This window comes from Saccharopolyspora mangrovi (assembly GCF_035320975.1).
Classification (GTDB): Bacteria; Actinomycetota; Actinomycetes; order Mycobacteriales; family Pseudonocardiaceae; genus Saccharopolyspora; species Saccharopolyspora mangrovi.
Map to the genome: position 1 here is coordinate 156,968 of NZ_JAWLNX010000016.1, position 26,334 is coordinate 183,301.

General features: G+C 66.1%; 23 protein-coding genes and 2 pseudogenes. 15 read left to right on the forward strand and 10 right to left on the reverse strand.

Annotated elements, in window-relative coordinates; all coding sequences use genetic code 11:
* The first annotated feature begins 378 nt into the window (after window positions 1–378).
* The 5 genes and pseudogenes from R4I43_RS34385 (at window position 379) to R4I43_RS22225 (ending at window position 3,012) form a co-directional block, all read left to right on the forward strand.
* Window positions 379–519 carry an esterase-like activity of phytase family protein gene (locus R4I43_RS34385; RefSeq protein WP_407691290.1) on the forward strand — a complete coding sequence of 47 codons (141 nt, stop codon included), beginning with the start codon at window positions 379–381 and terminating at the stop codon, window positions 517–519.
* 762 nt (window positions 520–1,281) lie between these two features.
* A complete protein-coding gene (locus R4I43_RS22220; RefSeq protein WP_324267611.1) occupies window positions 1,282–1,968 on the forward strand; it encodes a GAF and ANTAR domain-containing protein in 687 nt (228 codons plus the stop codon).
* A gap of 265 nt (window positions 1,969–2,233) precedes the next feature.
* Window positions 2,234–2,527: an encapsulin gene (locus tag R4I43_RS34390; protein ID WP_407691293.1), complete on the forward strand. Its 294-nt coding sequence runs from the start codon at window positions 2,234–2,236 to the stop codon at window positions 2,525–2,527.
* Window positions 2,427–2,645 (forward strand): annotated as a pseudogene (locus tag R4I43_RS34395) (encapsulin); the annotation flags it as partial. The gene R4I43_RS34390 and the pseudogene R4I43_RS34395, both read left to right, overlap by 101 nt.
* A gap of 70 nt (window positions 2,646–2,715) precedes the next feature.
* The gene (locus tag R4I43_RS22225; protein ID WP_324267632.1) at window positions 2,716–3,012 is read left to right on the forward strand and encodes an encapsulin; all 297 of its coding nucleotides are present in this window, start codon (window positions 2,716–2,718) and stop codon (window positions 3,010–3,012) included.
* 60 nt (window positions 3,013–3,072) lie between these two features.
* On the opposite strand, the gene R4I43_RS22230 is transcribed toward R4I43_RS22225, so the two are convergent.
* The gene (locus R4I43_RS22230; protein WP_324267612.1) at window positions 3,073–3,369 is read right to left on the reverse strand and encodes a transporter permease; all 297 of its coding nucleotides are present in this window, start codon (window positions 3,367–3,369) and stop codon (window positions 3,073–3,075) included.
* Window positions 3,370–3,478: 109 nt separating this feature from the next.
* Here R4I43_RS22230 and R4I43_RS22235 point away from each other — a divergent pair, with 109 nt between their 5' ends.
* Complete coding sequence (locus R4I43_RS22235) at window positions 3,479–3,703, forward strand: hypothetical protein (RefSeq protein WP_324267613.1); 225 nt, start codon at window positions 3,479–3,481, stop codon at window positions 3,701–3,703.
* A gap of 798 nt (window positions 3,704–4,501) precedes the next feature.
* Here the strand turns inward: R4I43_RS22235 and R4I43_RS22240 are convergent.
* Window positions 4,502–5,665 carry a mandelate racemase/muconate lactonizing enzyme family protein gene (locus R4I43_RS22240; protein WP_324267614.1) on the reverse strand — a complete coding sequence of 388 codons (1,164 nt, stop codon included), beginning with the start codon at window positions 5,663–5,665 and terminating at the stop codon, window positions 4,502–4,504.
* Between the two features lie 49 nt (window positions 5,666–5,714).
* On the reverse strand, window positions 5,715–6,176 hold the full coding sequence (locus tag R4I43_RS22245; RefSeq protein ID WP_324267615.1) for an MFS transporter: 462 nt from the start codon (window positions 6,174–6,176) through the stop codon (window positions 5,715–5,717).
* A gap of 478 nt (window positions 6,177–6,654) precedes the next feature.
* On the opposite strand from R4I43_RS22245, the gene R4I43_RS22250 reads away from it, so the two are divergent.
* From R4I43_RS22250 to R4I43_RS22265, 4 genes are read left to right on the forward strand one after another with little or no spacing between them, the layout of a single operon-like run.
* Entirely contained in the window at window positions 6,655–8,073 is a 1,419-nt protein-coding gene (locus R4I43_RS22250; RefSeq protein ID WP_324267616.1) for a family 2B encapsulin nanocompartment shell protein, read from the forward strand.
* A 6-nt stretch (window positions 8,074–8,079) separates the two neighbouring features.
* The gene (locus R4I43_RS22255) at window positions 8,080–10,365 is read left to right on the forward strand and encodes a family 2 encapsulin nanocompartment cargo protein terpene cyclase (RefSeq protein WP_324267617.1); all 2,286 of its coding nucleotides are present in this window, start codon (window positions 8,080–8,082) and stop codon (window positions 10,363–10,365) included.
* Window positions 10,366–10,408: 43 nt separating this feature from the next.
* The gene (locus tag R4I43_RS22260) at window positions 10,409–11,794 is read left to right on the forward strand and encodes a family 2B encapsulin nanocompartment shell protein (protein ID WP_324267618.1); all 1,386 of its coding nucleotides are present in this window, start codon (window positions 10,409–10,411) and stop codon (window positions 11,792–11,794) included.
* Between the two features lie 14 nt (window positions 11,795–11,808).
* Window positions 11,809–12,846, forward strand: a complete 1,038-nt coding sequence (locus R4I43_RS22265) for a family 2 encapsulin nanocompartment cargo protein polyprenyl transferase (RefSeq protein WP_324267619.1) — start codon at window positions 11,809–11,811, stop codon at window positions 12,844–12,846.
* Window positions 12,847–13,426: 580 nt separating this feature from the next.
* On the opposite strand, the gene R4I43_RS22270 is transcribed toward R4I43_RS22265, so the two are convergent.
* Complete coding sequence (locus tag R4I43_RS22270) at window positions 13,427–14,620, reverse strand: MFS transporter (RefSeq protein ID WP_324267620.1); 1,194 nt, start codon at window positions 14,618–14,620, stop codon at window positions 13,427–13,429.
* Window positions 14,621–14,715: 95 nt separating this feature from the next.
* Here R4I43_RS22270 and R4I43_RS22275 point away from each other — a divergent pair, with 95 nt between their 5' ends.
* Window positions 14,716–15,090 carry an ArsR/SmtB family transcription factor gene (locus tag R4I43_RS22275; RefSeq protein ID WP_324267621.1) on the forward strand — a complete coding sequence of 125 codons (375 nt, stop codon included), beginning with the start codon at window positions 14,716–14,718 and terminating at the stop codon, window positions 15,088–15,090.
* Between the two features lie 12 nt (window positions 15,091–15,102).
* Here the strand turns inward: R4I43_RS22275 and R4I43_RS22280 are convergent, their stop codons facing one another.
* Together R4I43_RS22280 and R4I43_RS22285 are read right to left on the reverse strand one after the other, a co-directional pair.
* Window positions 15,103–15,420: a sulfite exporter TauE/SafE family protein gene (locus R4I43_RS22280; protein ID WP_324267622.1), complete on the reverse strand. Its 318-nt coding sequence runs from the start codon at window positions 15,418–15,420 to the stop codon at window positions 15,103–15,105.
* Window positions 15,421–17,706: 2,286 nt separating this feature from the next.
* On the reverse strand, window positions 17,707–18,255 hold the full coding sequence (locus R4I43_RS22285; RefSeq protein ID WP_324267623.1) for a hypothetical protein: 549 nt from the start codon (window positions 18,253–18,255) through the stop codon (window positions 17,707–17,709).
* A 335-nt stretch (window positions 18,256–18,590) separates the two neighbouring features.
* On the opposite strand from R4I43_RS22285, the pseudogene R4I43_RS22290 reads away from it, so the two are divergent.
* A pseudogene (locus R4I43_RS22290) lies at window positions 18,591–18,888 on the forward strand (helix-turn-helix domain-containing protein); the annotation flags it as partial.
* Window positions 18,889–19,067: 179 nt separating this feature from the next.
* A complete protein-coding gene (locus R4I43_RS22295; RefSeq protein WP_324267633.1) occupies window positions 19,068–19,400 on the forward strand; it encodes a hypothetical protein in 333 nt (110 codons plus the stop codon).
* Between the two features lie 106 nt (window positions 19,401–19,506).
* Here the strand turns inward: R4I43_RS22295 and R4I43_RS22300 are convergent, their stop codons facing one another.
* Window positions 19,507–19,794, reverse strand: a complete 288-nt coding sequence (locus R4I43_RS22300; RefSeq protein WP_324267624.1) for a hypothetical protein — start codon at window positions 19,792–19,794, stop codon at window positions 19,507–19,509.
* Window positions 19,795–20,596: 802 nt separating this feature from the next.
* Between R4I43_RS22300 and R4I43_RS22305 the strand changes: the two genes are divergently transcribed.
* Entirely contained in the window at window positions 20,597–20,812 is a 216-nt protein-coding gene (locus tag R4I43_RS22305) for a hypothetical protein (RefSeq protein WP_324267625.1), read from the forward strand.
* An 84-nt stretch (window positions 20,813–20,896) separates the two neighbouring features.
* On the opposite strand, the gene R4I43_RS22310 is transcribed toward R4I43_RS22305, so the two are convergent.
* On the reverse strand, window positions 20,897–21,316 hold the full coding sequence (locus R4I43_RS22310) for an SSI family serine proteinase inhibitor (protein ID WP_324267626.1): 420 nt from the start codon (window positions 21,314–21,316) through the stop codon (window positions 20,897–20,899).
* Between the two features lie 712 nt (window positions 21,317–22,028).
* Between R4I43_RS22310 and R4I43_RS22315 the strand changes: the two genes are divergently transcribed.
* Entirely contained in the window at window positions 22,029–22,202 is a 174-nt protein-coding gene (locus R4I43_RS22315; RefSeq protein WP_324267627.1) for a hypothetical protein, read from the forward strand.
* Window positions 22,203–22,904: 702 nt separating this feature from the next.
* Here the strand turns inward: R4I43_RS22315 and R4I43_RS22320 are convergent.
* Both R4I43_RS22320 and R4I43_RS22325 read right to left on the reverse strand, forming a co-directional pair.
* Complete coding sequence (locus tag R4I43_RS22320; protein WP_324267628.1) at window positions 22,905–24,944, reverse strand: putative bifunctional diguanylate cyclase/phosphodiesterase; 2,040 nt, start codon at window positions 24,942–24,944, stop codon at window positions 22,905–22,907.
* A 140-nt stretch (window positions 24,945–25,084) separates the two neighbouring features.
* Entirely contained in the window at window positions 25,085–26,017 is a 933-nt protein-coding gene (locus tag R4I43_RS22325) for a tyrosine-type recombinase/integrase (RefSeq protein ID WP_324267629.1), read from the reverse strand.
* Window positions 26,018–26,334 lie beyond the last annotated feature (317 nt).

Genomic DNA, 26,334 nt, shown 5'->3' on the forward strand with positions numbered 1-26,334 from the left:
CCGAGGTGGGGGCGGCGGGCGCGGTGGGCGGCCCGGCCGCCCTGGGGGTGGGGGCGCCGGGCGCCCCGCCCCCACCACCCGTTGCGCTCCCGCGGCCTTCGCCGAGCACCCGCCCACACCCCTTCGCCGATGTTACCGCCGCACCGCACGATACGGTCGCGAACGTCGCGAATTCCGTTGCGCCGCAGTTCACCACGCGTTCGCCTCCTGATGCCTCGGTGACACGCACCGCTTCCCTGTTCGCCGCGTTGACCACAACCGTGCTGGCCACCACCGAACTCGCAGGCAACCTGCCGGGTCCTCGCCCGCTACGTCCCGGAAGGCCTCGGCCTGTCCAGCACGGACTACACGGTCGAAGAAGCGCTGCCGGGTGTCCTGTTGGACCGCAAGTCCAACAGGGGCTTCGAAGGGCTTGCCCTCTCGCCGGACGGGAAGACGCTGCTCCTCGCAGTGCAACGTCCGCTGGCGCTTCGGCCAGAGGTGGTCGTCCAGCTCGATTCGGTGCTCTCGGTATGCTGACTCCGTGATTCCGGCTGTTGCCTGGCCATGGTGACCGCTCCCTGTTCTTGCCTGCACATCCATGCCTATCTGTGCTGGGGAATCGACTCTCTTGCCGGCGGGACAACTCGAAAGAGTGTTCCGATTTCAACCGCCGGCGCTGCCATTGGTCGCTCCGAATGTTGCGGCGCGGCGCCTATGCAATCGAGTTCATTCGGTACCGAGTCGGGATTCCCTGCGCCCCGTTGACCGGCACGCGAAGCAGATTTGCCGCCGCCCGTATCGGAAAAGGTCGCGCGGGCCGTCTCCGTGCTGGCCTACCCGCAATCGCGTTACGACACACATCCGGCCACGTCTCAGCGGCACTCGTCGAGATGGTGAACTGACCCGACGGGCATGCTGGCGTTGAGGTAGGGCCGCAGGGTGCTGCGGCGCAGCTCCTCATCGCGGCGAGGAGGGGCCGACTCCGCACGCCGCCAGGAGGTGAGCGAGCGGCTGACGGAACCTGTGCGGAACAACTGTGAGGGTAATTAGTTCAGTGAAAAATGAAACCAATACTCGGTCGAACACGAGTCCCTCTGTTGTAGGCGGGCGTGCGTGCGTGTTTGACGTGGTCGACGTGCCTGGTGGGATTTACTAACCTGGTGGCGGCGGGTGTGATCCAGGCTCCTCGTTTCGGGCCTGTGCCCGCTGGTGCGGTTCTCGCTCGACCAGCGGCGAGGAGATGACAAGAAGCCGATGATCATTCGGAGCCAGAGCAGTGGCAGGGTTACCCCACTGCCGTTGGCCGACGCTTTCGCTGCGATCGTGGCGGCCGGAGAGCACGATGCCCCGCTGCAGGTGTGTCAGGTTGCGGTGGATGCGTTGCCTTTCGACGGCGCGTCCATCACGACCATGACCGATTCCCATCGTCAGGAACCCGTCTGCGCCACCAACGAAGCGGCCCGTCGCATCACCGAGCTGCAATTCGAGCTCGGAGAGGGACCGGACCTGGATGCGCACGAATCCGGACGACCCGTACATGTTCTGGACCTCGCTGAGTTAGGCGAGCACCACTGGCCCCTGTTCGGCCACGCGGTCGGCGGCGAGCTGGCACGAACACTGCACGCCCTCCCCCTAAACACCGACGGGGCCAGCCTCGGGACGCTGTGCTTCCACAGCGCCACGCTGGAACACCTCGCGGTCCAGGACGTGGCCAACGCACGGCGCACTGCGGACATTGCCACCTGGGCGGTGCTGGGCGTCATCGCACAAGAGGCACCACAGCAGGAGATCGACCGGCTACAGGGTCGCCTCCAGTGCTGGGTGAAACTCCACCAAGCGATCGGAGTCATTTCGGCCCAAATGCAGGTGGAGATCGAGACGGCACTGACGTGCCTACGGGCGCATGCATTCGTGTGTGACCGGCGGCTCAGCGACGTGGCGCACGACGTGGTCATAGGAACCCTGCGATTCGACGACGGCCGCTGACCAATTACGGAAGCAAGAAGTGTGATCAGGCTCCCCGCATGCAACCTCTCGACCAACAACGCGAGTTGCTGGCCAGGACATTGATGACAGTGGCGGACTTACGTCCCCTGAGCCGATCAAGCTTTGAAGGTGGGTAGGCGGTTGGTGTCAGGCCCGTGCGGCTGGCGCGGTTTCGGCCGCCACCTCCACCGACACGATCCCGTGCGGACGAGGACGATCACGACGACGCGTCGCTGAGGATCGGCAGTCTGGCGGAAACACCGTGATGAACAATCTCCACCGCGAGCTCGCACCGATCTCCGAGTCGGCGTGGAAAGACCTGGGGGATCAGGTGCGCGCCGCGTTCGCGCTCTACGAAGGTGCTCGCCGCGTGGTGGACGTGTCAGAACCCAAAGGCCTGACGCTAGGCGCCGTGGGTACAGGACCTTTCCTGGGGCGCAGACACCACGTCGACCTGGGTGCAGACGCGGATCCGCGAATCCCAACCTGTCGTCGAGATTCGGGTACCGTTTCGCGTCTCGCGCGAGGCTATCGACTCAGTGGAACGCGGCGCGGCTGATGCGGACTGGTCTCCGGCAGTCGCCACCGCGCAGCACATCGCGAAGGCTGAGGACAGCGCCCTCCTCGACGCGACGCGAGCTGCCGGAGCGAAGGAGCTTCGCGAAGCCTCGTCGCACGCCCCGTCGCGCCCACCGAAGTCACGGAGATACCTGAGGATGTGGCGAAGGCCCGAACCGCGCTTCGCTCCTGGGCAGTCGGCGGCCCCTGCGCCTTGCTGCTCAACCCCGGCGGGTTCACGACGGTCAGCGGCACGATCGTCGGAGGCGCCCGGCAATCGAGCAGCTGGCCCACGTCACCGGTGGAGACGTGCTGTGGACGACGGCCCTGGAAGGCGGCTTGCTGACATCGACCCGCGGCGGCGACTGCGACCTGGTGCTCGGCCGCGACCTCTCGATCGGCTACCTCAGCCACGATGCGACGTCGATCGAGCTGTACCTGGAAGAGGTTCGCGGCACAGGTGCACACCCCGGAGTCCAGCGTTGAACTGACTTCGACCACCACGAACTGAGCTCGCGTCGGCAGGACGCGCACCGCGCCCCGCTGCTAGAGCGCGAAGTATCGCTGCCAGACGTAGCGGGTGGACAATGCGATGGTCACTGCGGTGACGATGACGCCGTACTTTGTGAATTGCCAGAAGCTGATCGGATAGCCGTTGCGGGCTGCGCAGCCGATGGCCACGACGTTTGCGCTGGGCGCCGATCGCGGTGGAGTTACCACCGAGGTCGGCTCCGCGGGGAGTGACCACCACAGGGTCTGGCTGACCTCCGGGTCGGGCACGGTGGCCACGAGTTCCTCGACGATCGGAATCGTGGTGGCCACGAAGGGAATGGCGTCGATCATGCCGCCAATGACCGCAGACCCGATCAGCAGTCCAATAACGGCACGCCGTCCCGTGCCGTGCGAAGCGCGGCCAAGAAGGCATCCACGTACGCTTCAGGGTCGTGAACCGGTGGGCATCAAGATCCGCATCACCATCTCACCCCGTCGGGACGACCTGATCGTCGACGTCTTGCTGGCAGCCTTGCTCACCGAGGGTGAGGCGGAAACTGTCCGGGAGGCTTCTCTACACACCGCCCGCGATCGAGGCCACGAGCTTGGCGTGGCCGAGGGCGAACGGCTTCGCTCGGGCAGGCTCGGCGACGGCGAGTACGCCGGCGCCATCGGCACAGGCTAGGGATAGCCGCTCTGAAATCGGCGCGGCTTGGCTTCGGTGTTTTGGATCAGCCAGGGCATGTTGTCCGGTTCCCTGCGTCCCGGCAAGTAGCCGTTGAGCAGAGGCGGGATCCACGTCGTCGGTGGCAGGCCGCCGAGATCCTCGGAGACCTGGGTCAGCTGGATCGGGAGCGGAACAGCGTAGCGAAGTGCTCCGCACCTGCTGCGGTGCGGGGACGCCTCCGCTGCACAAGTGTCGGGTGCGGGCGGCCCCCCGACGGCCACCCGCACCCTCCCCCGATTCCGGCAAGGCCCCGACGCCGTGCCAGACCGACGCAAGACTTCATTCAGAGGTCTGCGTGGCCTAGACACGGTGACCGCTACCGTTCAGTAGTACAAGGGTCTTTAGCCCTGGCCGTGGTTCTGAACCGCAGCTTGGTGATCGGCGCGTACCAAAACTGAGCAATGCTCTGTCGACGAGGTCGGCGGCGTGCAGCCGCCGGCTTGCTCTCCACAGACGTGGAGGTGATCCGCGCTGGTGATCACGCAGGCGCGGCCGAGCGCCGTGCTCCTGACGTACGTGAAGGAGTCTAACTAGGGGTTTGTAAATGACGGGCACGCCGGAGGGCTGGTTCCGGTTTTCCAGCGTGCCCGCTGGAGTCGGTTCGGGCTGTGAATGTCAGTTGTTGGTGGCGAGTGGGCGGGGTTCGCCGGTGAGGGTGGCCAGGGCGGTGGCGATTTCCTGCCTCTCGGTTTTAAACGCCGCCCGCACACTGGTTTCGGAAGTGAGCGATCAGCCTTCGGTAGAAATTGGGTTTCGCTACTGCGCGAGGACGCTGTGCTGCTCGAGGCGGTTGGCGCGCAGCCAGTTCTCGTCGATGGTCACGCCGAGTCCGGGGCCGTCTGGGATCGCGACCGTTCCGTTCTCAGGTTTGATCGGTGTGGCGAGCGTTCGCTCGCGCAGTGGGTTGAAACCGCGGTCGAATTCGAAGAGGAGCGGAGTGCCGCCGGCCATGCCGAACGGGGCTCGTGGCACTGCCGAGAGCAGTTGCAGGGTGGCGGCTTGTGCGACGCCGGTGCCCCAGCAGTGGGGGGACAGCTGCAGGTTCCAGGTGGCTGCGAGCTGGCGGATGGCTTGGGCTTCGGTGAATCCACCGCATTTGGCCACGTCGGGTTGCACGATGTCGAAGCGCTGCTCTGCGATGGGGTCGCGGAAGCCGAATCGCGTGTAGAGCGCTTCACCGCCGGACAGCGGCAGCCCCAGGTCGCGCAGTGACCGCCATCCTTCGGCGTCGTCTGGTGGAAGCGGCTCTTCCACCCAGTGCGGGTCGAGGTCGCGGATGCGGGCGAGTGATCGTTGGAGGCTGGCTCGGGTGTTGTTGGAGTTGTAGTCGACGATGACCAGGCCGTCGTCGCCCATGAGTTCGCGGGTGATGGCGGTGCGTGCCCGGTCTTCGGCGGGGGAGATGCCGATCTTGATCTTCGCGGCGGTGAAGCCTTCGTCGGCGTGGGCGGCCATCCGTTCCCGGAACTCGCCGAGGTCGCGGGTGGCGGTGACGTAGCCCGAGGAGGCGTAGGCGTCGACGCGGTCGCGGAGGCGGCCGCCGAGCAGCTGGGCGACGGGAACGCCGAAGGTGCGGGCCTGGGCGTCCCAGAGTGCGATGTCGATGCCGCTGGCGGCGGCGATGTGCAGTCCTGATCCGGACAGGTGATAGCCGACCGAGACTCGGTCGAGGATGTGGTCCTCGCGGATGTCGGCGGGGCGTCCGAGCAAGTCCCCGGCCTGTTCGGCGAGGAACGGTGCGGTGAGGCGCGGTGGGCCGAACGATTCGCCCCAGCCGGCCACACCATCGGAGGTGGTGACCTTCACGATGGTGGCGACTCGTGCGGCGTTGATGACCTTCGAGGCGCCGTAACCCCCGTCCGGCAGGACGAACTCCAAGGGGAAGGTCTCGATCTCGGTGACTGTGGCACGGCCGGACATGGCGACCTTTCTGCTCGTGTTCGGTTTCCGGTGAATCGCGTGAGGGGAATCAGCGGTAGTGGTGCTGACGGACGCCTGCCCAGATCACCACGGCACCGATCACGCCGAGCCCGCCGGCGAGGACGAAGGCTCCTGCGTAGGTGCTGGCGGCGACGATGACGCCGGTGATGGTCGGGCCGACGATGCCGGAGATGTTGGCCAGTCCGTGCATCAATCCGCCCGCGCTGCCCACGTATTCCTTAGGGGCGGCGTCCTGGATGAGGGTCCAGTACGCCGGGGCGGCCAGCATGAGGAACCCGACGGCGACGGTCATGAGCGCGACGGCGCTGACCGTGCCAGTGGCCATTCCGGTGAGTCCCACGCACACCGAGCAGATCATCAGGCAGGTCACCAGAACGACCTTGCGGGAGAAGAACTGCTTACCGGTGCGGCGGATCGGGGCGGACGTGGCGGATGGCGAAAGGGTGCGATTCGTCGGATCGATCGTCGGCTCACGCACACCGTTCGCCATGAAGCACAAGTCAACAGACCAGCGAGCTCCGGCAGAATTACGGCGACGCGGAGATGTACGCCTATATGGGCGGGGCCGCTGCTGACAACTTCAAGGCGCTGACCCTCGGGTATGACTCGGGTGCGGCAGGGCGGGCGTTCTCTGTCTGACGACGCAGCATCGGCAGACCTGGAACGGCTGCTGGTGCTGCGTTTCGTTGTGCGGGCCTTGGGTGCCTCGGGCTTGTCCTTGGTGTTGCTGCCTGTTGCGCGGGTCCGTTGCTGTCCCACCAGGCCACGGTCTGGCACGTCGACTGTGACGACTACATAGCGTGTGGAGACAAGTCGTTTGTGATCATTCTTTCGGGTGCTCGACTACGCCCGAAGGGGCTACCAAGATCAGGTAACTGAAGCGTCAATGACCGCTGGTTGGGGCAAACGAATGGTCCGACGTCTGGTTGTGGCGAACATGTCTTGACGATGTGGATTGGCGGTGCGGTGTGCCCGATACGGAGGCGTCGAACTTCAATGGCAGCGGTGAGGGGCAGGCTCAGCTGAGTCTGGGGACCGCTGCGGCGCGTAACCTGTCGACGACGACGAAGACTCCGCCGCAGATGCAGGGCATCACGTCGCGGTGGCTTGTTCGGCTGTTGCCGTGGGTGCAGGCCCGCGGTGGTGCGTACCGGGTGAACCGTCGCCTGAGCTACGCGCTCGGCGATGGCCGCGTAACCTGCACTAACACTGGTGCTGATGTTCGGGTGGTCCCGGCGGAGTTGTGTGAGCTGCCGCTGTTAAGGGACTTCGATGACACCGATGTGCTTGACGCCTTGGCGGGTCGGTTCGAGCAACGCAGGTACGACCCGGGCAATGTGATCGTCGAGTCGGGCCAGGCGGCTGAGCGGGTCGTCGTCATCGCGCACGGCAAGGTGAACCAGCTCGGCGCGGGCGAGTATGGCGAGCAGACCAGCCTCGGTGTTCACGCTGACGGCGAGTTCTTCGGCGCTCAGGTGCTCACCGGGGATCAGAGCGCCTGGGAGTACACCTTGAAGGCGGTGACCCCGTGCACAGTGCTGACGTTGTCGCGGCAGGCGTTCCAGGAGATCGCCGATCGTTCGGAATCGTTGCGGGCGCAAGTGGAACGAGTGCGTTCCGAACCGCAGCGGGCGCACAATCCGGATGGTGAGGCCGCCATCGATGTCGCTTCCGGGCACACCGGGGAACCGGACATCCCGGGAACGTTCGTCGACTACGAGATCCAGCCGCGCGAGTACGAGCTGAGCGTGGCCCAGACCGTGCTGCGGGTGCACTCGCGGGTGGCGGATCTCTACAACGAGCCGATGGATCAGGTCGAGCAGCAGTTGCGGCTGACCATTGAGGAGTTGCGGGAACGCCAGGAGCACGAACTGGTCAACAACCGTGAGTTCGGCTTGTTGAACAACGCTGATCTGCGTCAGCGCATTCACACCCGCGATGGTGCTCCGACTCCGGATGACATGGACGAGCTGCTGGCGACGGTGTGGAAGGATCCGGGCTTCTTCCTGGCTCATCCGCGTGCCATTGCTGCGTTCGGACGGGAGTGCAGCCGTCGCGGCTTGTACCCGCAGAGCGTGGACGTGGGCGGTCACCAGGTGCCGGCGTGGCGGGGTGTGCCGATCTTCCCGTGCAACAAGATTCCGGTGAGCGCGACGCGCACGACCTCGATCATGCTCATGCGCACCGGTGAGCAGAACCAGGGCGTGGTGGGCCTGCACCAGACCGGGATCCCGGACGAGTACGAGCCGGGGCTATCGGTGCGGTTCATGGGAATCAGCGAAAAGGCGATCATCTCCTACTTGGTCAGCACCTACTTCTCCGCTGCGGTGCTGGTGCCCGATGCGCTCGGTGTGCTGGAGCACGTGGAACTGGGCCGGGAAGGCTGATCGGCGTTGCAGCCTTTCGAACTTCCCGAGTTCTACGTGCCGTGGCCGGCGCGGCTGAACCCGCATCTGGAGTCGGCTCGGCAGCATTCCAAGGCGTGGGCGCAGCAGATGGGCATGCTGGAGTCCGCGCAGGATCGACCAGGGCATTTCACCTGGAGTGAGAAGGAGTTCGACGCGCACGATTACGCCCTGCTGTGCGCGTACACGCACCCAGACGCTACTGCGCGTGAACTCGCCCTGGTGACTGACTGGTACGTCTGGGTCTTCTACTTTGACGACCACTTCCTGGAGCACTACAAGCGCACCGGCGACCTAGCCGGAGCGCGCGAGTACCTCGCCGGACTCGCCGCTTTCATGCCCGTGCAGCGGGCCGAGGAGCAGCCCGTTGCGACGAACCCCGTGGAGTGGGGGTTGGCGGACCTGTGGGCGCGCAGCGCGCCGATCACGTCCGCAGACTGGTTGGCACGCTTCGCCGAGAGCACGCGCAACCTGCTCGAGGATTGTGTGTGGGAGCTGACCAACATCACCCAGGATCGGGTGCCGAATCCGATCGACTACGTCGAGATGCGGCGTCGGGTCGGTGGTGCTCCGTGGTCGGCCGACCTCGTCGAACTCGCCGCACGGGTAGAGGTTCCGGCACGAACCGCGGCGACGCGGCCGATGCGGGTGCTCAAGGACACCTTCGCCGATGCCGTGCACCTTCGCAACGACATCTTCTCCTACCAGCGGGAGACCGAGGAGGAGGGCGAGGTCAACAATGGCGTTCTGGTGGTGGAGCGGTTCCTCGAGTGCAGTCCGCAGCAGGCGGCTGAGGCCGTCAACGAGCTGCTGACCTCGAGGCTGGAGCAGTTCGAGAACACCGCGCTGACCGAGGTGCCTCCGCTGTGCGAGGAGTATGGTCTCGGTCCCGACGAGCGGGCCGCGGTACTGGCCTACGTCAAGGGACTGCAGGACTGGCAGTCGGGCGGGCACGAGTGGCACATGCGCTCGAGTCGCTACATGAACGACGGCGTGGACACTGCGCCGCCGGCTGTGCTTGGCGGCCCGACCGGTCTCGGGACCGAGACCGCGAGGCTGGTGTTCTCCCGAGCGCTTCCGGGGTTGCGCAGGCGCGGCAAGCAGCACTCACACGTGCCCTTCACGCCGGTGGGGCACCTGCCGTTGCCGGAGTTGTACATGCCCTACCCGGTGCGGATGAGTCCGCACCTGGACGCTGCGCGCGAGCACGCCGTCGATTGGGCGCGTCAGATGGGCATGTTCGATTCCGTGCCGGGGGTGGAGCGCGGCGGGGTGTGGGACGAGCGCCGCTTCGTCGGGTTCGACTTCCCGCACTGCGCCGCGATGATTCACGCCGATGCCACGCTGGAGCAGCTCGAGGTGTCCTCGGACTGGCTGGCGTGGGGCACCTACGGAGATGACTACTTCCCGGTGGTGTTCGGTGCGACCCGCAACCTTGCGGCGGCCAAGGTCTGCAATGACCGGCTGTCGCTGTTCATGCCGCTGGAGCTCGGCGCGGTACCGGAACCCACGAATCCGATCGAGCGGGGACTGGCCGACCTGTGGCGGCGCACTGCGGGCTCGATGAGCGTCGACTCCCGTCGGCAGTTCCGCACGGCGGTGGAGGACATGACCTCCAGCTGGCTGTGGGAACTGGCCAACCAAGCACACCACCGCATTCCAGATCCCATCGACTACATCGAGATGCGTCGCAAGACGTTCGGTTCGGACATGACGATGAGCCTGTCCCGGCTCGCGCATGCCGGAGTGGTCCCGCCGGAGGTCTACCGGACGCGGATCGTTCAAGAGCTGGAATCGGCCGCGCAGGACTACGCCTGCTTCACCAACGACTTGTTCTCCTACCAGAAGGAGATCGAGTTCGAGGGTGAAGTCCACAACATCGTGCTGGTCGTGGAGAACTTCCTGGGCGTGGACCGGATCACGGCACGAGACATCGTGGCCGACCTGATGGGGGAGCGGATCCGTCAGTTCGACCGACTCGTCACCGACGAACTCCCTGTGCTGTTCGAGGAGTTCGCGCTCGACGAGGCGGCGAGCAGCGCGCTGGCGCGTCAGTGCGCTGAACTCAAGGACTGGATGTCGGGCATCCTCGAATGGCACCGCAAGTGCGTGCGCTACACCGAGACCGAGCTCCGGCGAAACCGCTCGGCGATCACTCCCGGCTCCGCCGCTGGCCGCAACCTGCCGGTGCGGCGGCGGCTGTCCGGCCCCACCGGGCTGGGGACCTCCGCCGCACGGCTGCCGCTGCGGGCACCCCAGGGCCCGCCTCAGTGATCTCGATGCTTTTCTAGCACAACAACGTGATTGGTAGCTTCTGATGACCGAACCGCAGCGGGATACTGGGCCGTTGAGCCTGAGCACGTCCGCAGCACGCAACCTGGCCACCACCACCAAGACCCCGCCCCAGATGCAAAGCATCAGCCCGCGGTGGCTGCTGCACATGTTGCCGTGGGTGGAAACCTCGGCGGGCTCGTACCGGGTCAACCGCAGGCTGACCTACGCACTCGGCGACGGCCGGGTGACGTGCACCAACACCGGCGACGACATCCGGGTGGTGCCACCCGAGCTCCGCGAGCTGGCCTTGTTGCGCGACTTCGACGACGACGCGGTGCTGACCGCCCTGGCCGACCGGTTCACCCGCCGCGAACACCAAACCGGTGACGTGCTGGCCGCCGCAGGCCAGTCGGCCGATGAGCTGCTGCTCATCGCGCACGGCAAGGTGAACACGCTGGGAACCGGCGAGTACGGCGACCAGCCGGTCCTCGACACGCTCGCCGATGGCCACTACCTCGGTGAGCAGGCGCTGACCGGGGACGGCCACACCTGGCCGGTCACGGCCAAGGCCATCACTCCCTGCATCGTGCTGTCGTTGCCGCGCCAGGCGTTCCAGCAGGTCGCCGATCAATCTCCGGGGCTGCGCGCTCACCTGGAACGCCTCAGCACCCAGGAGACACCGGCCCAGAACAAGCACGGCGAAGCCGCCATCGACCTCGCTGCCGGGCACGTCGGCGAGGTCGATCTGCCCAGCACGTTCGCCGACTACGACCTCAACCCGCGGGAGTACGAGCTTAGCGTTGCCCAGACCGTGCTGCGGGTGCACACCCGCGTCGCCGATCTCTACAACGAGCCGATGGATCAGGTCGAGCAGCAGCTTCGGCTGACCATCGAGGAGCTGCGGGAGGAGCAGGAGAACGAACTGATCAACAACCGGGAATTCGGTCTTCTGCACAACGCCGACCTGCGCCAGCGCATCCAAGCCCCCAGCGGGCCGCCCACGCCCGCCGACCTCGACGAACTGCTCGCGCGGCGTCGCAAGTCCGAGTTCTTCCTCGCCCACCCACGCGCCATCGCGGCGTTCGGCCGCGAGTGCTCGCGGCTGGGTGTGTATCCGGACAGCATCGAGGTGCGCGGCACGCGCGTCACCGGCTGGCGTGGGGTGCCGCTGCTGCCGTGCAACAAGATTCCGATCAGTGCGACCGGGTCCACCTCGATCTTGGTGCTGCGCACCGGTGAGGACGACCAAGGTGTGGTCGGGCTGCACCAGACCGGCATCCCCGACGAGTACGAACCGAGCTTGAACGTGCGATTCATGGGGCTGTCCGACAAGGCGATCACGTCTTACCTGGTCAGCGCCTACTATTCGGCGGCCGTGCTCACTCCGGACGCGCTCGGCGTCCTGGAAAACGTCGAAATCGGCCGCTGAGCGAGGAGATCGTCATGACCGCCACCGAAGTGACACCCGACGAAGAAGCGGCCCACGCCGCGCTGGCCGCCAGTCGCAGCAGGGTCGACCCGGCCTTGCGCGCCGCCGTTGACACACTGCCCGAGGACATGCGGCACATCGCCGGGTATCACTTCGGTTGGTGGGACGAACTCGGTCGGCCCACCGAGTCGTCCGCTGGCAAGGCGTTGCGCCCTGCTCTGGTTCTCCTTTCCGCCGAAGCCGCCGGCGGCTCCGCTGAGGCGGCCGTTCCGGCGGCCGTCGCCGTGGAGCTCGTGCACAACTTCTCCCTGCTACACGACGATGTCATGGACAACGACGCCACTCGGCGTCACCGCCCGACCGCGTGGCGGGTGTTCGGCGTCAGCGCGGCGATCCTGGCCGGGGACGCGCTTCTGGGCTTGGCTTCCAGCGTGCTCGTCGAAAGCGGACACCCGGCCGCTCTCGACGGCACTCGCGTGCTCAACACGGCCGTCCAGGAGCTCATCCACGGCCAGCTCACGGACATGGCTTTTGAACAACGCGACCACGTCGACATCTCCCAGTACCAGCGGATGGCGCACGATAAGACCGCGGCCTTGCTCGGCTGCGCCTGCGGCCTCGGAGCCCTCTTCGGCGGGGCCCGCCCTGAGCAGATCGAGCACATGCGCGCTTTCGGTGAGAACCTCGGACTCGCCTTCCAATACGTCGACGATCTGCTGGGCATCTGGGGAGACTCCACGGTCACCGGCAAGCCAGTCCATTCAGACCTCGACGGCCGCAAGAAGACACTTCCCGTCGTCGCGGCGCTGTGTTCCGGTACGCCTGCCGGAGCACAGCTGGCTGACCTGTACCTGGGGCAGCGAGAGCTCTCCACCGCGGATCTGCGCACGGTTGCCGACCTCATCGACGCCGCCGGAGGCCGCGCGGAGACCCACCAGCGTGCCAACGACTTGCTGACCGAGGCATTGAACGACCTGGATAAGGCCCGGCCGGGCGCCAAGGCCGCGGAACTCACCGCCCTCGCGCATCTCACCACGCGCAGACAAAACTGATCTCCGCCTGTCAACTGGAGAGCGCGTGGTCGGCTGGCCAGCCCCATGATCGGGTTTTCGCCGGGAATAACACCGTGGCGAGAGTGGCAGCCACGTAGGCTCCCGCGAGGACCCGCAGCCGGAGTCCGACCGCGTAGCGCGCCCCCGCAGGGCCGCTCACCGCGAGACGTCGGCCCACCAACGTTCAACACACGGTTGACGTTGCTGCGGCTCTCGTCCATGAAGGCGGCGAGCTCGTGCACGCCCCAGTGGCCGGCATCGGAGCGATCCACGATCGCGTCGAGCACCCGCACGAAGGACCCGGCTGAACTTCTCCCGGGGTGTTTCGGTTGGCGTCGGAGAACCCGGCCTCTTCTTTGCGTGCCCAGTACTCCTGATTTGCTTCGAGGCGGTCAAGCAGCTCGCTCCGGTTGAGGTGGTTGAGGTCGTTGTGAGGTCTCATACTCCGTGACATATCAACCTTCGTTGACCTGCGGGATTTCCGGTTGTCTCACTGCGATGTCCTTGCCCTGTGACCTTTTTGTGGGGATTCACGATGGGCGCACTTTGGTGCGGCAGTGGCTGTGTGACGACGTTGCGCTCAGCTCGTCCGTGTGTAACGCCAGACGAGTCCGCCGGCCGCGAGCGATGCGAGAGTCAGGATGGCAGCGAAGATGGTTGATCCAGTAGTGATTCCGAGGGCGTCGCTGAGGTAGCCGGTGCCGACGGGCAACAGCGCGGCCGGGATATAGCCGCCGAAGTTGATTAGTGCGTTGGCCTCGGCGCGCCGCCGTTCGGGTACGTGTGTGCTGATCATGGTGAGTCCGCCGAGCTGACCCAGGCCTTGGGCAGCCCCGGCGAGTACGGCGGTGACGACGATTGCCGGGATCCAGCGTGCGTGCACGGCGACGAGCAGTGCGGCCATGCAGGCAAGCGCCGCGGCCGAACCGGTGAGCAGGATGGCGCGGATGCCGAGCCGCCTTGCCGCGAACTGAACCGCGGTGGCTGCCCCGAACATCACGAACGCGGTTGCCCCGGCGAGCACGCGGTTGCTGGTACCGAGCACGCTGGCCAGCAGGGCTGGACCGAGGGAGAGTACGAACGAGGTTGAGGTGATACCCGGGGCGAAGACCGCGATGCCCAGCGCGGCGTGCTTGCGCTGCGCTCGGGGCACGGCAGGTACGCGCACCCAGCCACCTGCGCCGGGTTCAGCCGGAAGCCGGAGCGGCAGGCGAGCCACCACGATGGCCGCACTGAGCAGCAGTGCTGAGGAGAACACGAAGATTGTCACCGTGGGTCCGGGCAGGGCTTCCGACAGCACTCCGGCTAGTAGCGGGCCGAGCCCGGCGCCGAAGACCATCGCGGTGGACGCGGCGAGCGTGGCGGTGCGGGCGCGTGCGGGTCCACCGACATCGACAACGGCCGCCATTCCTGCCGACACAGTGATGCCGACCGCGATCCCGGCCAGCAGTCGGGCTATCGATAGCGCGAGCACAGACGTGGCGGTGGCGAACAGTGCGCACGCGATCAGCGCGAGCAGAATCCCTGGCAGCACAACCGGTTTGCGGCCCAGACGGTCCGAAGCGCGGCCCGCCACCAGCAGCGCGGCGAGCAGTCCGGCGATGTAGGTGGCGAAGACCACCGTGAGCGTGCCGGCGGAGAAGCCCAGCCGGTGCTGCCACAGCACGTATAGCGGGGTGGGGGCGTTCGAGAGCACGAACACCGCGGTAACCGGCCACGCGGCGAGCCAGGGGCTGCCGACGCGGGGTGGCGCGGCGTCGGAAACGGCGACCATGAATCCTCCAGTACGAAACAAGTCGAACTAGTGCGAATGGAATCGAACATAGCATTAGTTCGACTCAGGCCGTACTGGAGTGGTTGAATGTGGGCATGCGCACTTCGATGGTGACCGAACCGGATGTTCCGCCGGCCGAGCTGCCGCCGCCGCTGCCCGAGCCAGCGCGCGAGGAGCTGCGGCTGGAGGTTGTACTGGGAGCGTTGAGCGATCCGCTGCGACTGACGATCGTGCGTAAGCTGCTCCTGGAGCGCGAGGCCTATGACCATCCGTGTGGCTGGTTCGGGCTGGACCGGCCGAAGTCGTCGCTGACCCACCATTTCAGGGCGCTGCGAGAGGCGGGCGTCCTGCGGCAACGCCAGTACGGCCTGGAACGGCGCAGCCACGTGCGCACCGAGGACCTCAACGCGCGCTTTCCTGGCCTACTGGATCTCGTCGCGGACTGGGAACCCGCATCCGACCAAAAGTGATCGCAAACGCTGTCATGCGACGCGGAGGCGCGTCGTCCCCCGGGGCGATACCCATGTCCAGAGCTGTGTTCGGGAGTGTGGCATCGGGGCGCCGAGCCGCATGGCTCGTGCCCAGACGAAGAAGATGAACGGCAGTGCGGCGCCGAAGCCTGCTTTGTGGTGTTCGAGGTTCGCACCGACGGTCAGCATGCTGAGGATGTCCGAGGGCATGGCGAGGATGACCGGAAGGCCGGTCTTCAAGCCGGCAACGGGCGTGGCGGACAGCAGTTCGCCCAGCCACTTCGGTGGTTGGGCGGTCTTGCGGCCGAGGTAGTTCTTGAGAACGAGCACCAGCAGGCCGATCAGCCCTATTTGGACTGCCTTGCCCGAGGCTGCGGGCAGAGCGCTACAGGACAGGGCGGCGAGAATCGGATCCCATTCGGTGTGCCGGTGTACGACGCCCAGGGCTTCATCTTCGACTAGAACATGTCGGCGGTTGACGTCGCGAAGTTGTTTCTCGGTACCGGGATCGCCACGCGAGTCCTTCTGGTCTGCCGTGGTCGAGCCCTTTCGATTGGGCGATCGGGTGGAAGCCGGATCTCCAGAGGTGGCGGGGAGGGCGGATCTGGCGGGGTCTGCGGGAACGCGTCCCAGCCCTCGATGGCTCGATCGGTAGTAATCGAACGCGCCTCATCACCCGCAGGATCGTGGATCAAGCCGCTGAACTGCCCCCATTGGACACGGTCGAACACTCGAAATCCATTGCGCACCGCAAAACCGGGCGGTCCACTGCGACAGAGGGCGCGGTCAGACACAACGGATGCATTGTGTAGCTCTATGAGCACGGAAGGTAAGGTCTGGCGGTGGCGGACACCGCCTCGCCAAGCTCCGGGACGTGCGGTGTCGCAGGGCAGTGGGATGGCCTACGCCTCATGCGTGATCGCGCCGGATCGGGGCCGGCGCGATCACTGCCACTCCCCGGAACGTATCCGTCCCGCACTTGAGGTGGTCATCTGCTCGCTGACTCGATCCAATATGTGCCGCTCTGCGCGAGGCCTCCGTCACGGACATGGACTAGGCCAGGGTTCGCATCGCCAGCTGACGCATCGATGACTCCCGTACCGAAGTACTCAGCAGTCACCACGGTCAGCGCCGCAGCGATCTCGTCGCACGGGAACAGGGCGCTCAACCGATCAAACGCTGCCATGGCGGCGTACTCGTCGGTACCGGCCAGACGCAACAGTCGCTCTAACTCGTCGACCAGGCCAACGGAGGGGCTGTGAGGGTGCATAGGTGAGGATATCTCCTCAGCTCGACATCACACGACTGCCGAGCCAAGTCTAAGCCCTGCCCCGGCGGGGCCAGACATTAGACAACCGTCCACCGCCGCGACACCCGTCGGGTCGCTAGACCACCCGATCGTGGAGATCCTGAAGCATCCTCGCATCCGCCTCCCGGGTCATCGACGTTGCGCGAGGCGCCCTGCCGGTAGGAGCGGTTCCACCCCGCCCGGTGCAAGTCCACGCTGGCCGCGGGCGCAACCTTTCGGCGGCTGCTGCCGCTTCGTGCTCGCTCGGCGGTACCCCGTCGCCTGCAGCCAGCCCCGGGACATCCATCAAGCCCGCAAGGGCGTCAGCTCGGTCGTAGCCGGTGACGTGATGCCAGGTGGCCGCACGCCTGGTAAGGGCATCGGCCGCTGCGCGCAGGAATACTGCCTTCTTAGGGAAAATCGCGAACCATCGGCAGGGGTAGCAGCACCACCGCCAGGCGAGCAGGCCGTGGCCTCCCACCTGGCAGCGCCCGGGAAACTTCGTCATGTGGATCCGGCACGCCGCGGCCACGGCGTGCCTTAGTCTATTTGGACGCGGGCGCGCCGGGCCCGCCGCAACTGACGGCGTGAACAACGCCAGTGCGCTCCGGCCGAACGCTGCGGATCGATGACGCCAGCCTCTTCCAGCGACCGCAGTAGCGGCTGGGTCACCTCGAGCATCTCCGCAGGCCGCCACATCGTCTTCCAGTTCTAAACGCCGCGTGGACGCGGTTACCGGAACCGCGCCTTGCTGGTCCGGTGAAGTGTTGGAAAACGCAGTCCACTTCCCAACGGCCCCGGGCGGGCGCGGGGTTGGGGCAGATGCAAAAGCGGTGCCCGCAGGTCGGGCACCGGCGCGGAATCGTGTGGCCCGTGCTAATCCCCATTCGGTTGTCCTTCCGCAGCGTCACCATTTCGTTGGGATCTCGGACTGTGGTATCGCTCCTGGGCGGCGACCGCTTGCCGTATGCCCTTCGTGACGGACCCCCGAACGGGGAGCGCTTGTGCAGTCACGGGCATGACTACCTGCACAGCGTTGCTGCCCTTGTTCTTGGGGCGTTCGCTCTCCCGACCGATAGGGAGAGCATGGCCACCGGAAAGCTTCGTACGGTTCACAGGCGTTCGGTCCAAGCAGATCGCTCGGCGACTGGTCAAGCGATCAGATGCGGACACGGTGGAAGTGGGGGAGCTCAGATGACCACGAACAGCAAAATCGCGAACCTCTGCTACGCCTCCATCGAGACCGTGTATCGAGCACGGGGGGCATGTCCTTGCGCTGGGCGAGTAGGACGTGGAAGGCGCGGCCGAGAAGACGCTGCATCAGCTTCTCAACGAGCTGTACGCGCGCATCGACCCGGAGTCGTTAGAACCGCCACGGTCGCGATAAGCGCTCGACCACGGTCGTCCTGGTGGAAACGACCCGCGGCCGCTGCTCTGCTGGCCGCGGCGGGGAGTTCGGATCTCGGCGCGCAGGTTAGTGGCATTGGCGATACCGGCTTCCCACCGCTGGTGCCGCTGCGGTCGGGCAGCAGGTCGATCGGGCGGCGGGTGACCATGTCTACCAGGGCAGTGCCGTAGTGGTGGCCCCGACGCAGGGTGAAGTCATCCACTCCTACCTCGGTCAACTCGCGCGGATCGTGTGCGGGTAACGCACGCAGCAACCGCAGCAACGTGAGGTGTGAGACTTCGACATGAAGCCTGCTGGTCATGCGGGCACCTGGACGTCCGCCCAGTGCGAAGGCCAGATCTGTCAGCATCGTGCGCAGCGACGTTGTGCGGCGTTGGTATCGCTCGGCCACACCGCCGATCTGCTCAGAGAATATTCTTTGTAGAGATTGATCGTTGTCGCAGCGAAAGCGCCGCACGCGAACTCGCACGACGGCTTCTCGCTCGCCGATGCCCCGGTCCGCGAGGGTGCGCCCGTAACGGCTGTGCACACGATCGGACCGGTACCGAAACCCCAGGGCATTCCGCCGAGGTCGAGCATGCCGTCACCTCGAACCGCAACGAGCCAGCCGTTGCGGCCACCCGCACCGCACGAACCGCAGTGAAGTGCGGAAACAACACCCCCAACACATCATCGACCGCGTCACTCAAGATCACGAGACCTTGCTATACCGCAACTCCCCAAGATCATCACAAGTGGAACAGATCCTGAATCCTGCCCCTGTGTGGGCGGGCGAAAATGGACCCACTCCCTGACACATGGGGAGTGATCAGCGTGGAGGACTGGGCAGAGATCCGGCGTCTGCATCGGTGTGAGGAGATGCCGATTCGGGCGATCGCGCGCCGGCTTGGGGTCGGGCGGAACACGGTGCGGCGAGCGTTGGCTTCCGACGGGCCGCCTCGGTATCGGCGGTCGGCGAAAGGCTCGGCCGTGGATGCCGTCGAGCCGCAGATTCGTGCGTTGCTGGCGAGTGGCCAACGATGCCGGTGCCAGTGATCGCGGAACGCATCGCTGGCAGCGGGGCATGACGGTGCTCAAGGACCGGGTGCGGAAATTGAGGCCGTTGTCCCACCGGATCCGACATGTCGCCGTCGAACATGTCGCTGTACCCCTAACAGCATCGGTCCGTGCGAGCAGTGCCGTCACGACCGCGGTAAGCGGCGCGGGTTCGTGGTCGTCTGTCGGAGCACTGCGGACGCATACTGTCCTCATCATGCCCCTGAGCAGTACAGAGGGATCACGATGGGCGACAAGATCGAACACCCGCACTGGTGTCAGGACACGGACCTGGAGGAACGCCTGTTCGTCCATACGGGGCCTGAGTGGGCCATCCACGTGGGGCCGCCGATCAATGTGGGCAGCATCATCCTGCGTCTGACCCGCACTGACATTGACGGCCAGCCGGGACAGGACCGCATCAGCATCCGCTGCAAGGCTATGGAGGATCTGCCTCTGGACAAGGCTCGCGAGCTGGCCGAACCCGAACAGCTGACTGAACTCGGCAATGCGCTTGCACACCTCGCTGAGCACGCAGAGACCGCCACCGGACCGGGCCCGCCGCCCGCCGCAACGTAGCCGCTGACGAACTCGCAGCCCGGCGTTCAGGCGTTGAAGAATTGGGTGTGGCGGATCAACGGGAGGAGCGCGAACATCACCGGCGACCGGGCGGCCCGCGCGGCCGTCACCCTGCTTTCAACTGGCGTTTGGCCACCGGTGACTGCGACGAGTCGTGACTGTGCGGCATCGTCTCGATCCACTCTTCGGCCGTCATCGGACACCGTGTCTTCAACCAGGCCAGTTCGCGGCGTGCTTGCTCTTCGGTGTCGCACCCGATCAGCGCGTGCCGCTCTCCGCAGACCCGGTAGGTCAGCAGCCACTTCGGCGGACTCTGTTCGAGGATGATCTCGTAGAGCGGGATCGCGAGCCAGTCCGTGTACCCCGCCTGCCACCGCCCGATGATGTTCGGCATTGGTCCCCCTCGCGTCACTTGCCTACTGACAGTGTTCACTTGCCTACTGACAGTGTTAACTGCAGTAACGGGTTGTGCATAGGTCTTTGGGCTCCCCGGATGCGCCGGATGGTCCGAGTCAGGTCAACGTGGAGGCGTTTGCAGTTGAACGCACGTGGGCACGCCGAACCCTCTGTGTCTTTGAGCGGCGCCGCGGCCCAGGGGCACATCTCGGAACAGCGCCAGGTGGCGCCGAATTGATTTTCCTCGCGGGCGCTTTCGAATAGGAGAGGAGCGCGGGGGTCGCCGTTCTTGTGCACATGGTGGTCCCGTCCGGGGAATGATGCGGTTGGCTGCCCAGCCGGCTCGGAGGGTCCGCAGGGAGAGTTCGTCCCAACTGGCTTCGTTGGGTTGTTCGTCTGCTGCAGCCAGCACGTTGTGGAAGAGTCGGCCGGAGTCTTCGGTGCCGCCGACGACGCATGCTGGTGGCTGCGCGTGTCTCGGAGTTCCCGGAGTGGGCTCTCGGCGAGTTCTGGACCGGCAACGTCGACGCGAACACGCTTCCGCCTAGCGTCCCGCCCCCGCGTGTCGTGGCAGCAACGCCCGGATGGGCCGAAGGGCGTCACCAGTGCGCCGAGCTCACGACCCGACTTCTGGGGGCGGCCGTGCTCGACCGGCAGCGACCTGCAATGGAACAACTCATGCAGCCCGAAAGCGGGCTGTGGGACTGCGGTCAGAGTGCGGGATGCTCGGCCTTTCCTTGCTTGTCCCGTAGCAAGCTGAGACACCGCGACTGCCGGTTGACTCGTCCTTGCGGTGCTCGATGGCCGATTACGGCTTCTGGAGGCGTTGGTTCACAGATGCGCTCTATCGTGACGAGTACCTTGCGGGCCTCGCTGCAACCATACCGATCGATGAGCTGGTGGAGCTTGGCGATAGCGTGATCCTCGTCGGTCTCAGCGGATCGGAGCAGCCGTCGGAGTTGTCCGCGAAGATCCGCCCTGCGATTGTGCTTCGTCACGCAATCCCTGTTCTCTAAAAGTATCCGCATTAGTCGTGGCGACCGAGGGCGGTCGCCCACGAATAGGCCGGGAGCGACCGCCGTTTCACCCTGCAAATCAGGTCAGATATCGAATATCACGCCGGTGTGTGCAGCGAGGACGCAGGAGTTTGAGAATGTCTGCTCGAAGTTGACCGAGCGTCCGTTCCACTGGCCCACGGCAGTGGCGGTCACCGGCTCGTACTGCAGAGTGCAAGCGGCGCCGGAATTCTGTGCATTCGCCTCGAAGTGTCCACCTGCCGCGTCGAGTTGGGTGCACGCTTCAGCGCCACGTTTGTGGGATCCGCCCATGGGGTGGCACTTCAACACCGCGCCACGGGTGGCGGAAACCCCACTGCTGACCGAAAGCCGGAGCGTGCTGGGCTTTTGGTACTGCTCGTGATCACCTGTTGCGGCTGCGGTCTGCGAAGGGGCCGCGAGGGTCGCGAACGCACCTGCAAGCGTGAACGCGAGAAGAACGTGACGAAACAACCTGGGTTTCACTCTTGCTTTGTCCTGTCGATGGCTGTTGGCGGTCTTACGAATTTAGTGCACGCATGCGTCGCTTTGCGAGAACGTCAGGAAACCCCGCTCGCGCCACGCGGGGAAACACAAATTCCGTGGCTCGCCCGATGCCCAATCGAAAGTCGGCTCGCCGAGGCGGCGCGACGCATCACAGCGTAGGTGCGGCACTACGCAGAAATCAAGTGAGGCCGCTCGGCCTTAGCGGAAACGTTAGGATCGCGAGTATTAGGGCCCCGGGGGGAAGAGGCGACTTGGCTCACCGGCCACGGGAGCACCGAACGCGTTCCGTAACTCCTTGGAACTATTCAGCGTGAAGATCATTCATCTATACAGTGGTTTACGATTTGTGTTCGTCGCGGAACCCCCTCCCCGTGTCGAACGTGGCGGCCCGGCTTGAACCCCCAGCAACCCGAGCTGCCATGCGAAAAGCGGCCCGCGTACTTGGTCAGGAGTGCGCGGGCCGCCGTCGGCTCCGCTAATCGCAGCCGTACGACGACGGCGACCTGGATTCCCGGTGCCCTGCTGAGATCAAAGGCTTGTTCGAGTGTCGGGAAGTATTCGAGTAGCTGACTCGTAACGGTTGATTGTCCGTGCTCGGTCGGCGGCCACATCGGCCCGGCGGGCTGTGAGTGTTTGCAGGTCAAGGGTGATCTCATCGTGTTCACGCACGGGGCCGGGGATCGCGGCGCATGTGGGCCTGGTCGACACCGCGGCATCGCGCGCATCCGTCCTGCCCGTCGCCTCGATGCATCGCGGACGCACGGTGCACCACACGGCCGGTAATGTGGAGCAGCCGCTGATCATGGTTGACGGCATGAGCTGCGCTGTCGATCTCAACACTGGCGCGGGTACGACGCAGTGGTGATGGGCCTTCCCTGCCATCGATCCCGGTCCAGACCTCCGTCACGGTCACCTCCACATGAGTTGGTACATGGCTCCCAGCAGACGATCTCGCCGACGCTTCCTTACACAGCGATCTTGTTTCTGCATCGCCATCAGCAGCTGAGCCGTCGAGGAGTGCCGGGCGGCCATACGCCTGCGGCTATCAGCGGCAGAAGTGCCTCAGCCATACCCGGTCGCCCTGGGCTGCGGGGACCCTACGGCTGGCCCCAGTCGACCCGACCAAGGTAAGGAAGTGCCCGGAGTGACGGATGCGGCCCGCCCACCGTGCTTGGTGTGCGGCCGCTTCCGGTTCTCCGCTGCCTGGTCGGCGCGTGCCCCAGGCTCGATCGACTTCCTTCAGTGGCCGCGCGATTAGGGGATGACCTCCACAGGAAGTCCGACCGATGACAGGCCGTGCGGTCCTGACAGCATCGGCGACATCACAAGCTGGGCCGTCATGGGAGACACCCGCGATCGAGGCAGGCGGGGCGCTACGAGAGAACATCGGCGGGCGATGCGGTCAGAGAAATGGCAGGGATTGTTGTCGGGGAAGCACGTCGGCAATGGCGAGAAGCAGGTGAGGGGGACTGGTCGCGCCTCGGTTATGACCGTTATCGCAAGGATCAGTGGGTATCCGGCACCAAGGGGGTCTGCCCATCTGATCGATCCGGATGGCTTGGGGCTGTTATGCCTGTTGGGGGTTGAGGTAGGCGCGGAAGTCCGGGGCCGGGAGCGCGTGCGAGAAGAGCCAGCCTTGATAGAGGTCGATGCCGAGGGTCTCGAGCGCGTGGTATTGGCCGGTGGTTTCGACGCCTTCGGCCACGCAGCTGCGTCCCATGGCGTGGCCCATGCCGATCATGGCTTGGGCGATCGCGACGTCGGCGGGGTCGGTTTCCACGCCGGTGACGAACTGGCGGTCCAGTTTGAGGATCTGGGTGGGTAGGTCTTTGAGGCGGGCCAGCGAGGAGTAGCCGGTGCCGAAATCGTCCAGGGCAAAACGCACGCCGCGTTCGGCAAGTTCGACCATGGCTTCGTGGGGTCGTGCGGGCAGCTCGACCAGGGAGGTTTCGACCATCTCCAGGACCACGCGGTGCGGTTCGATACCGGTCTCGGTGATGGCTGTGGTGATCTCGTCGACGAATTCCGGGTCGTGGGGCAGCAGTTCGACCAGATTGACCGCGACGTGCACGGCAGAGCCGTTCGGGGCGGGCCAGGCGTTGGCCTCTCGCAGGGCGGTGTGCAGGACCCACTGGTCCAATGCGCGCAGCAGGTTTCCCTGTTCGGCCACGGGCAGGATGACCGCGGGCGAGAGCAGCCCGCGGTCGGGGTGTGGCCAGCGCACCAGCGCCTCGGCCATGACCACGGCACCGTCGCGGTCCAGGATCGGCTGATAATGCAGGGTCAGCGAGTCGTTGTCGAGGGCCTCGCGGAGCTGGCCCTCCAGACCCAGCTGCTGTTCCATCGAGCCGATCAGGGTGCTGCTGGCCAGCGAGATGCGTCCGGGGCCCTTGCTCTTGGCGTGAAACATGGCCGTGTCGGCGTAGCGCAGCAGATCCGTCCCGGCGGTGTCGGCGTCGAGCATCGCCGCCCCGACCGAGGCCGAGAGGGCGACCAGCTGCCCGCGCAGCGGCACGCTCGTGCGCAGCAGCTCGGCCACCCACGTGGTGAAGGGCTTCAGACCGCCGAGGGCCTCGACGTCCGAGCAGATGATCAAGTATTCGTCGCCGGACAGGCGCGCCGGGGTGCACCCGGGCGGCAACCCGCCGGTCAGGCGCCGCGCCACGGCGGTGAGTAGTTCATCACCGGCCTCGTGGCCGAGCGCGTCGTTGACGCGCTTGAAGTTGTCCAAATCGCAGAAGAGCACGGCGACCCGCTCGGCGCCGCCGTGCAGCACGGTGCCGAGAAGTTCGTTCAGCCCCGCGCGGTTGAGTAGCCCGGTCAGCTCGTCGTGGGTGGCCTGGTGCCGCAGCGCCTCGGTCTGGCGTTGCCACTCGGAGATGTCCTGGAACACCACCAGCCAGAACCGGCTTCCGTCGTCGGCCACCGAGGAGGTGCTGAGCACCTCGCAGGGCACCGAATGTCCCTCTGAGGAAAGCAACACCCGCTGGCGGATCCGCGGCTGGTTCAGTCGTGCACTCGCTGCTTCGTCGGCGATGAGGCTCGCGTCCCGGTCGTGTGGGTGCAACAGGCTCATGGCGGGCATACCGTTCAAGTCCTGTATCCGGTAGCCCAACAGGCGTGACAGCGCCTCGTTGGCATCGAGCACATGCCCGTTTTCGCTGAACAGCGCGATCCCGGTCGGGGTGAGGTCGAACAGGTCGCTGAACCTGCGGCTGGATCGCTGCTGGCGGGCACCGGCTTCGGTCTCATCCCGCAGGACCTGGAGGAATCCCGCCGGGGCGCCGTCGGCGGTGCGTTGTGCGGTGGTTACCACGTGGGCCCAAAAGTGGGTGCCGTCCCGGCGCCGGTACCAGCCCTCGTCGACATGGCTGCCGAACCCGGTGGCCTGAGCCAACTGCCAGTCCGGGCGCCCGGCAGCGGCCTGCTCGGGCGGAGAGAACACGGAGAGGTGCTCGCCGATGATGTCCTCGCCGCGATAGCCCAGGATGTGTTCGGCCGCCTGATCCCACCGCTGCACGTGACCGGACGCATCGAGCACGAGGATCGCGTACTCCCGCAGCCCCGCAGCCAAGATCCCGAGTCGTGCCCCGGTCTCGGACTGCAACCGCGCGATCCCCGGGTGTCGGTCTTCGGTGCTGGTGCCGGTGTCGGGCTGTTGTTGCATCAGGAGGCCCCTTCAGCATGGCCATCATCGGAAAACACCGGCAGTCACCGGTTTCTTGTGCTCGCGCGGGACGGTGCACTTCAGTGTGGTCGGGCTTTGCGTGCGGCCGGGTCCCGTTCGGCGTGCCAGCGTGCCAGCGCGTTGACCGACGGCTGGGCATAACGCGAAAGGCTGCGGATCGAGGTGTGCCCGGACTTGGTCATCAGCATTGGGGTGGGCATCCCGTCCTCGGCGGCGTGGGTCAGCGCGGAATGCCGCAGGTCGTGCAGCGTCCACCCGCCGGAGGCGTGTTTGAACAGCTCGGCCGCGCGCCGATACGACAACCGGGCCCGTCCGGTGTCTGGGTCGCGGTCGGCGTCGGCGACCGGCACGCGGGCGGCCCGGATGGTGCAAAAAACCGGCCCGCGCGTGCGGGTGCTGACGTGGCGGTGCAACAACCGTGCGGTGCGGGTCTGCCAGGTGATCACCTCGGCCGCTCCGCCCTTGCGGCGCACCACCGCGCGCCGCTTGGCCAGATCGAGGTCGTCGACGTCGATCAACAGCAGCTCGGCCGCGCGGGCGGCGGATTCGTAGGCCAGCGCCCAGAAAGTCTTCTCCCTTAGGCTGATGTCGTCGCGGGCGAGCAGCTTGTCGATCGTGGCCCGGCCACGGGCGCGGGCACGGTTTTCGCGCGCTGGCGCGCGTGCCAGCGCGGCGGTCGGATCTTCGGTCAGCCAGCCCCGCACCCGCCAGAACGCCACTGCCGACCGCAGCGCCGCGAGGTTGCGGTTCCACGTCGCCGGCGCCGCCTGCCCCCACCGGCCGCGGAACCACATCCGCAGCCGCTCGGCCGCATCCGGGGCATCGAAGGCACCGACGGTGCCGTCCGATGACGGCGGCAGGTGGCGCAGCACATCGGCGTAGGTCCGGCGGGTCGCCGCCTGATCCGGCCGGGAGAACTCGTCCAGGAACGCCGCCACCGCCTCATCGAGCGTGACCCGCCCGGCGGTACTGAGCCGGTGCACCGTGCCCATGAGCACCCCTCGATCCCTATCGCACAGAACGTGTCGGCGACACCGGTGACGAGAAGCACTGTCATCCCTGGTCACCACCGCTGGTATCGCACAGAATAGGCCATTCCCCGCGATAGCGCCGCGTAGCGCACAGCCCGTTGGCGATGGGGTCAGACATCCCTGGACGTTGGATGTCAAGCGGCGAGGTTCGGTTCTCGGTGTGACCAGGCGGTCGCTTGGTCGTAGGGGGCGTGGGTTTTCAGGCAGCCGTGCAGGATGCCGACCAGGCGGTTGCCGACCTGGCGGAGGGCGGCGTTGTGGCTGACGTCGCGGGCGCG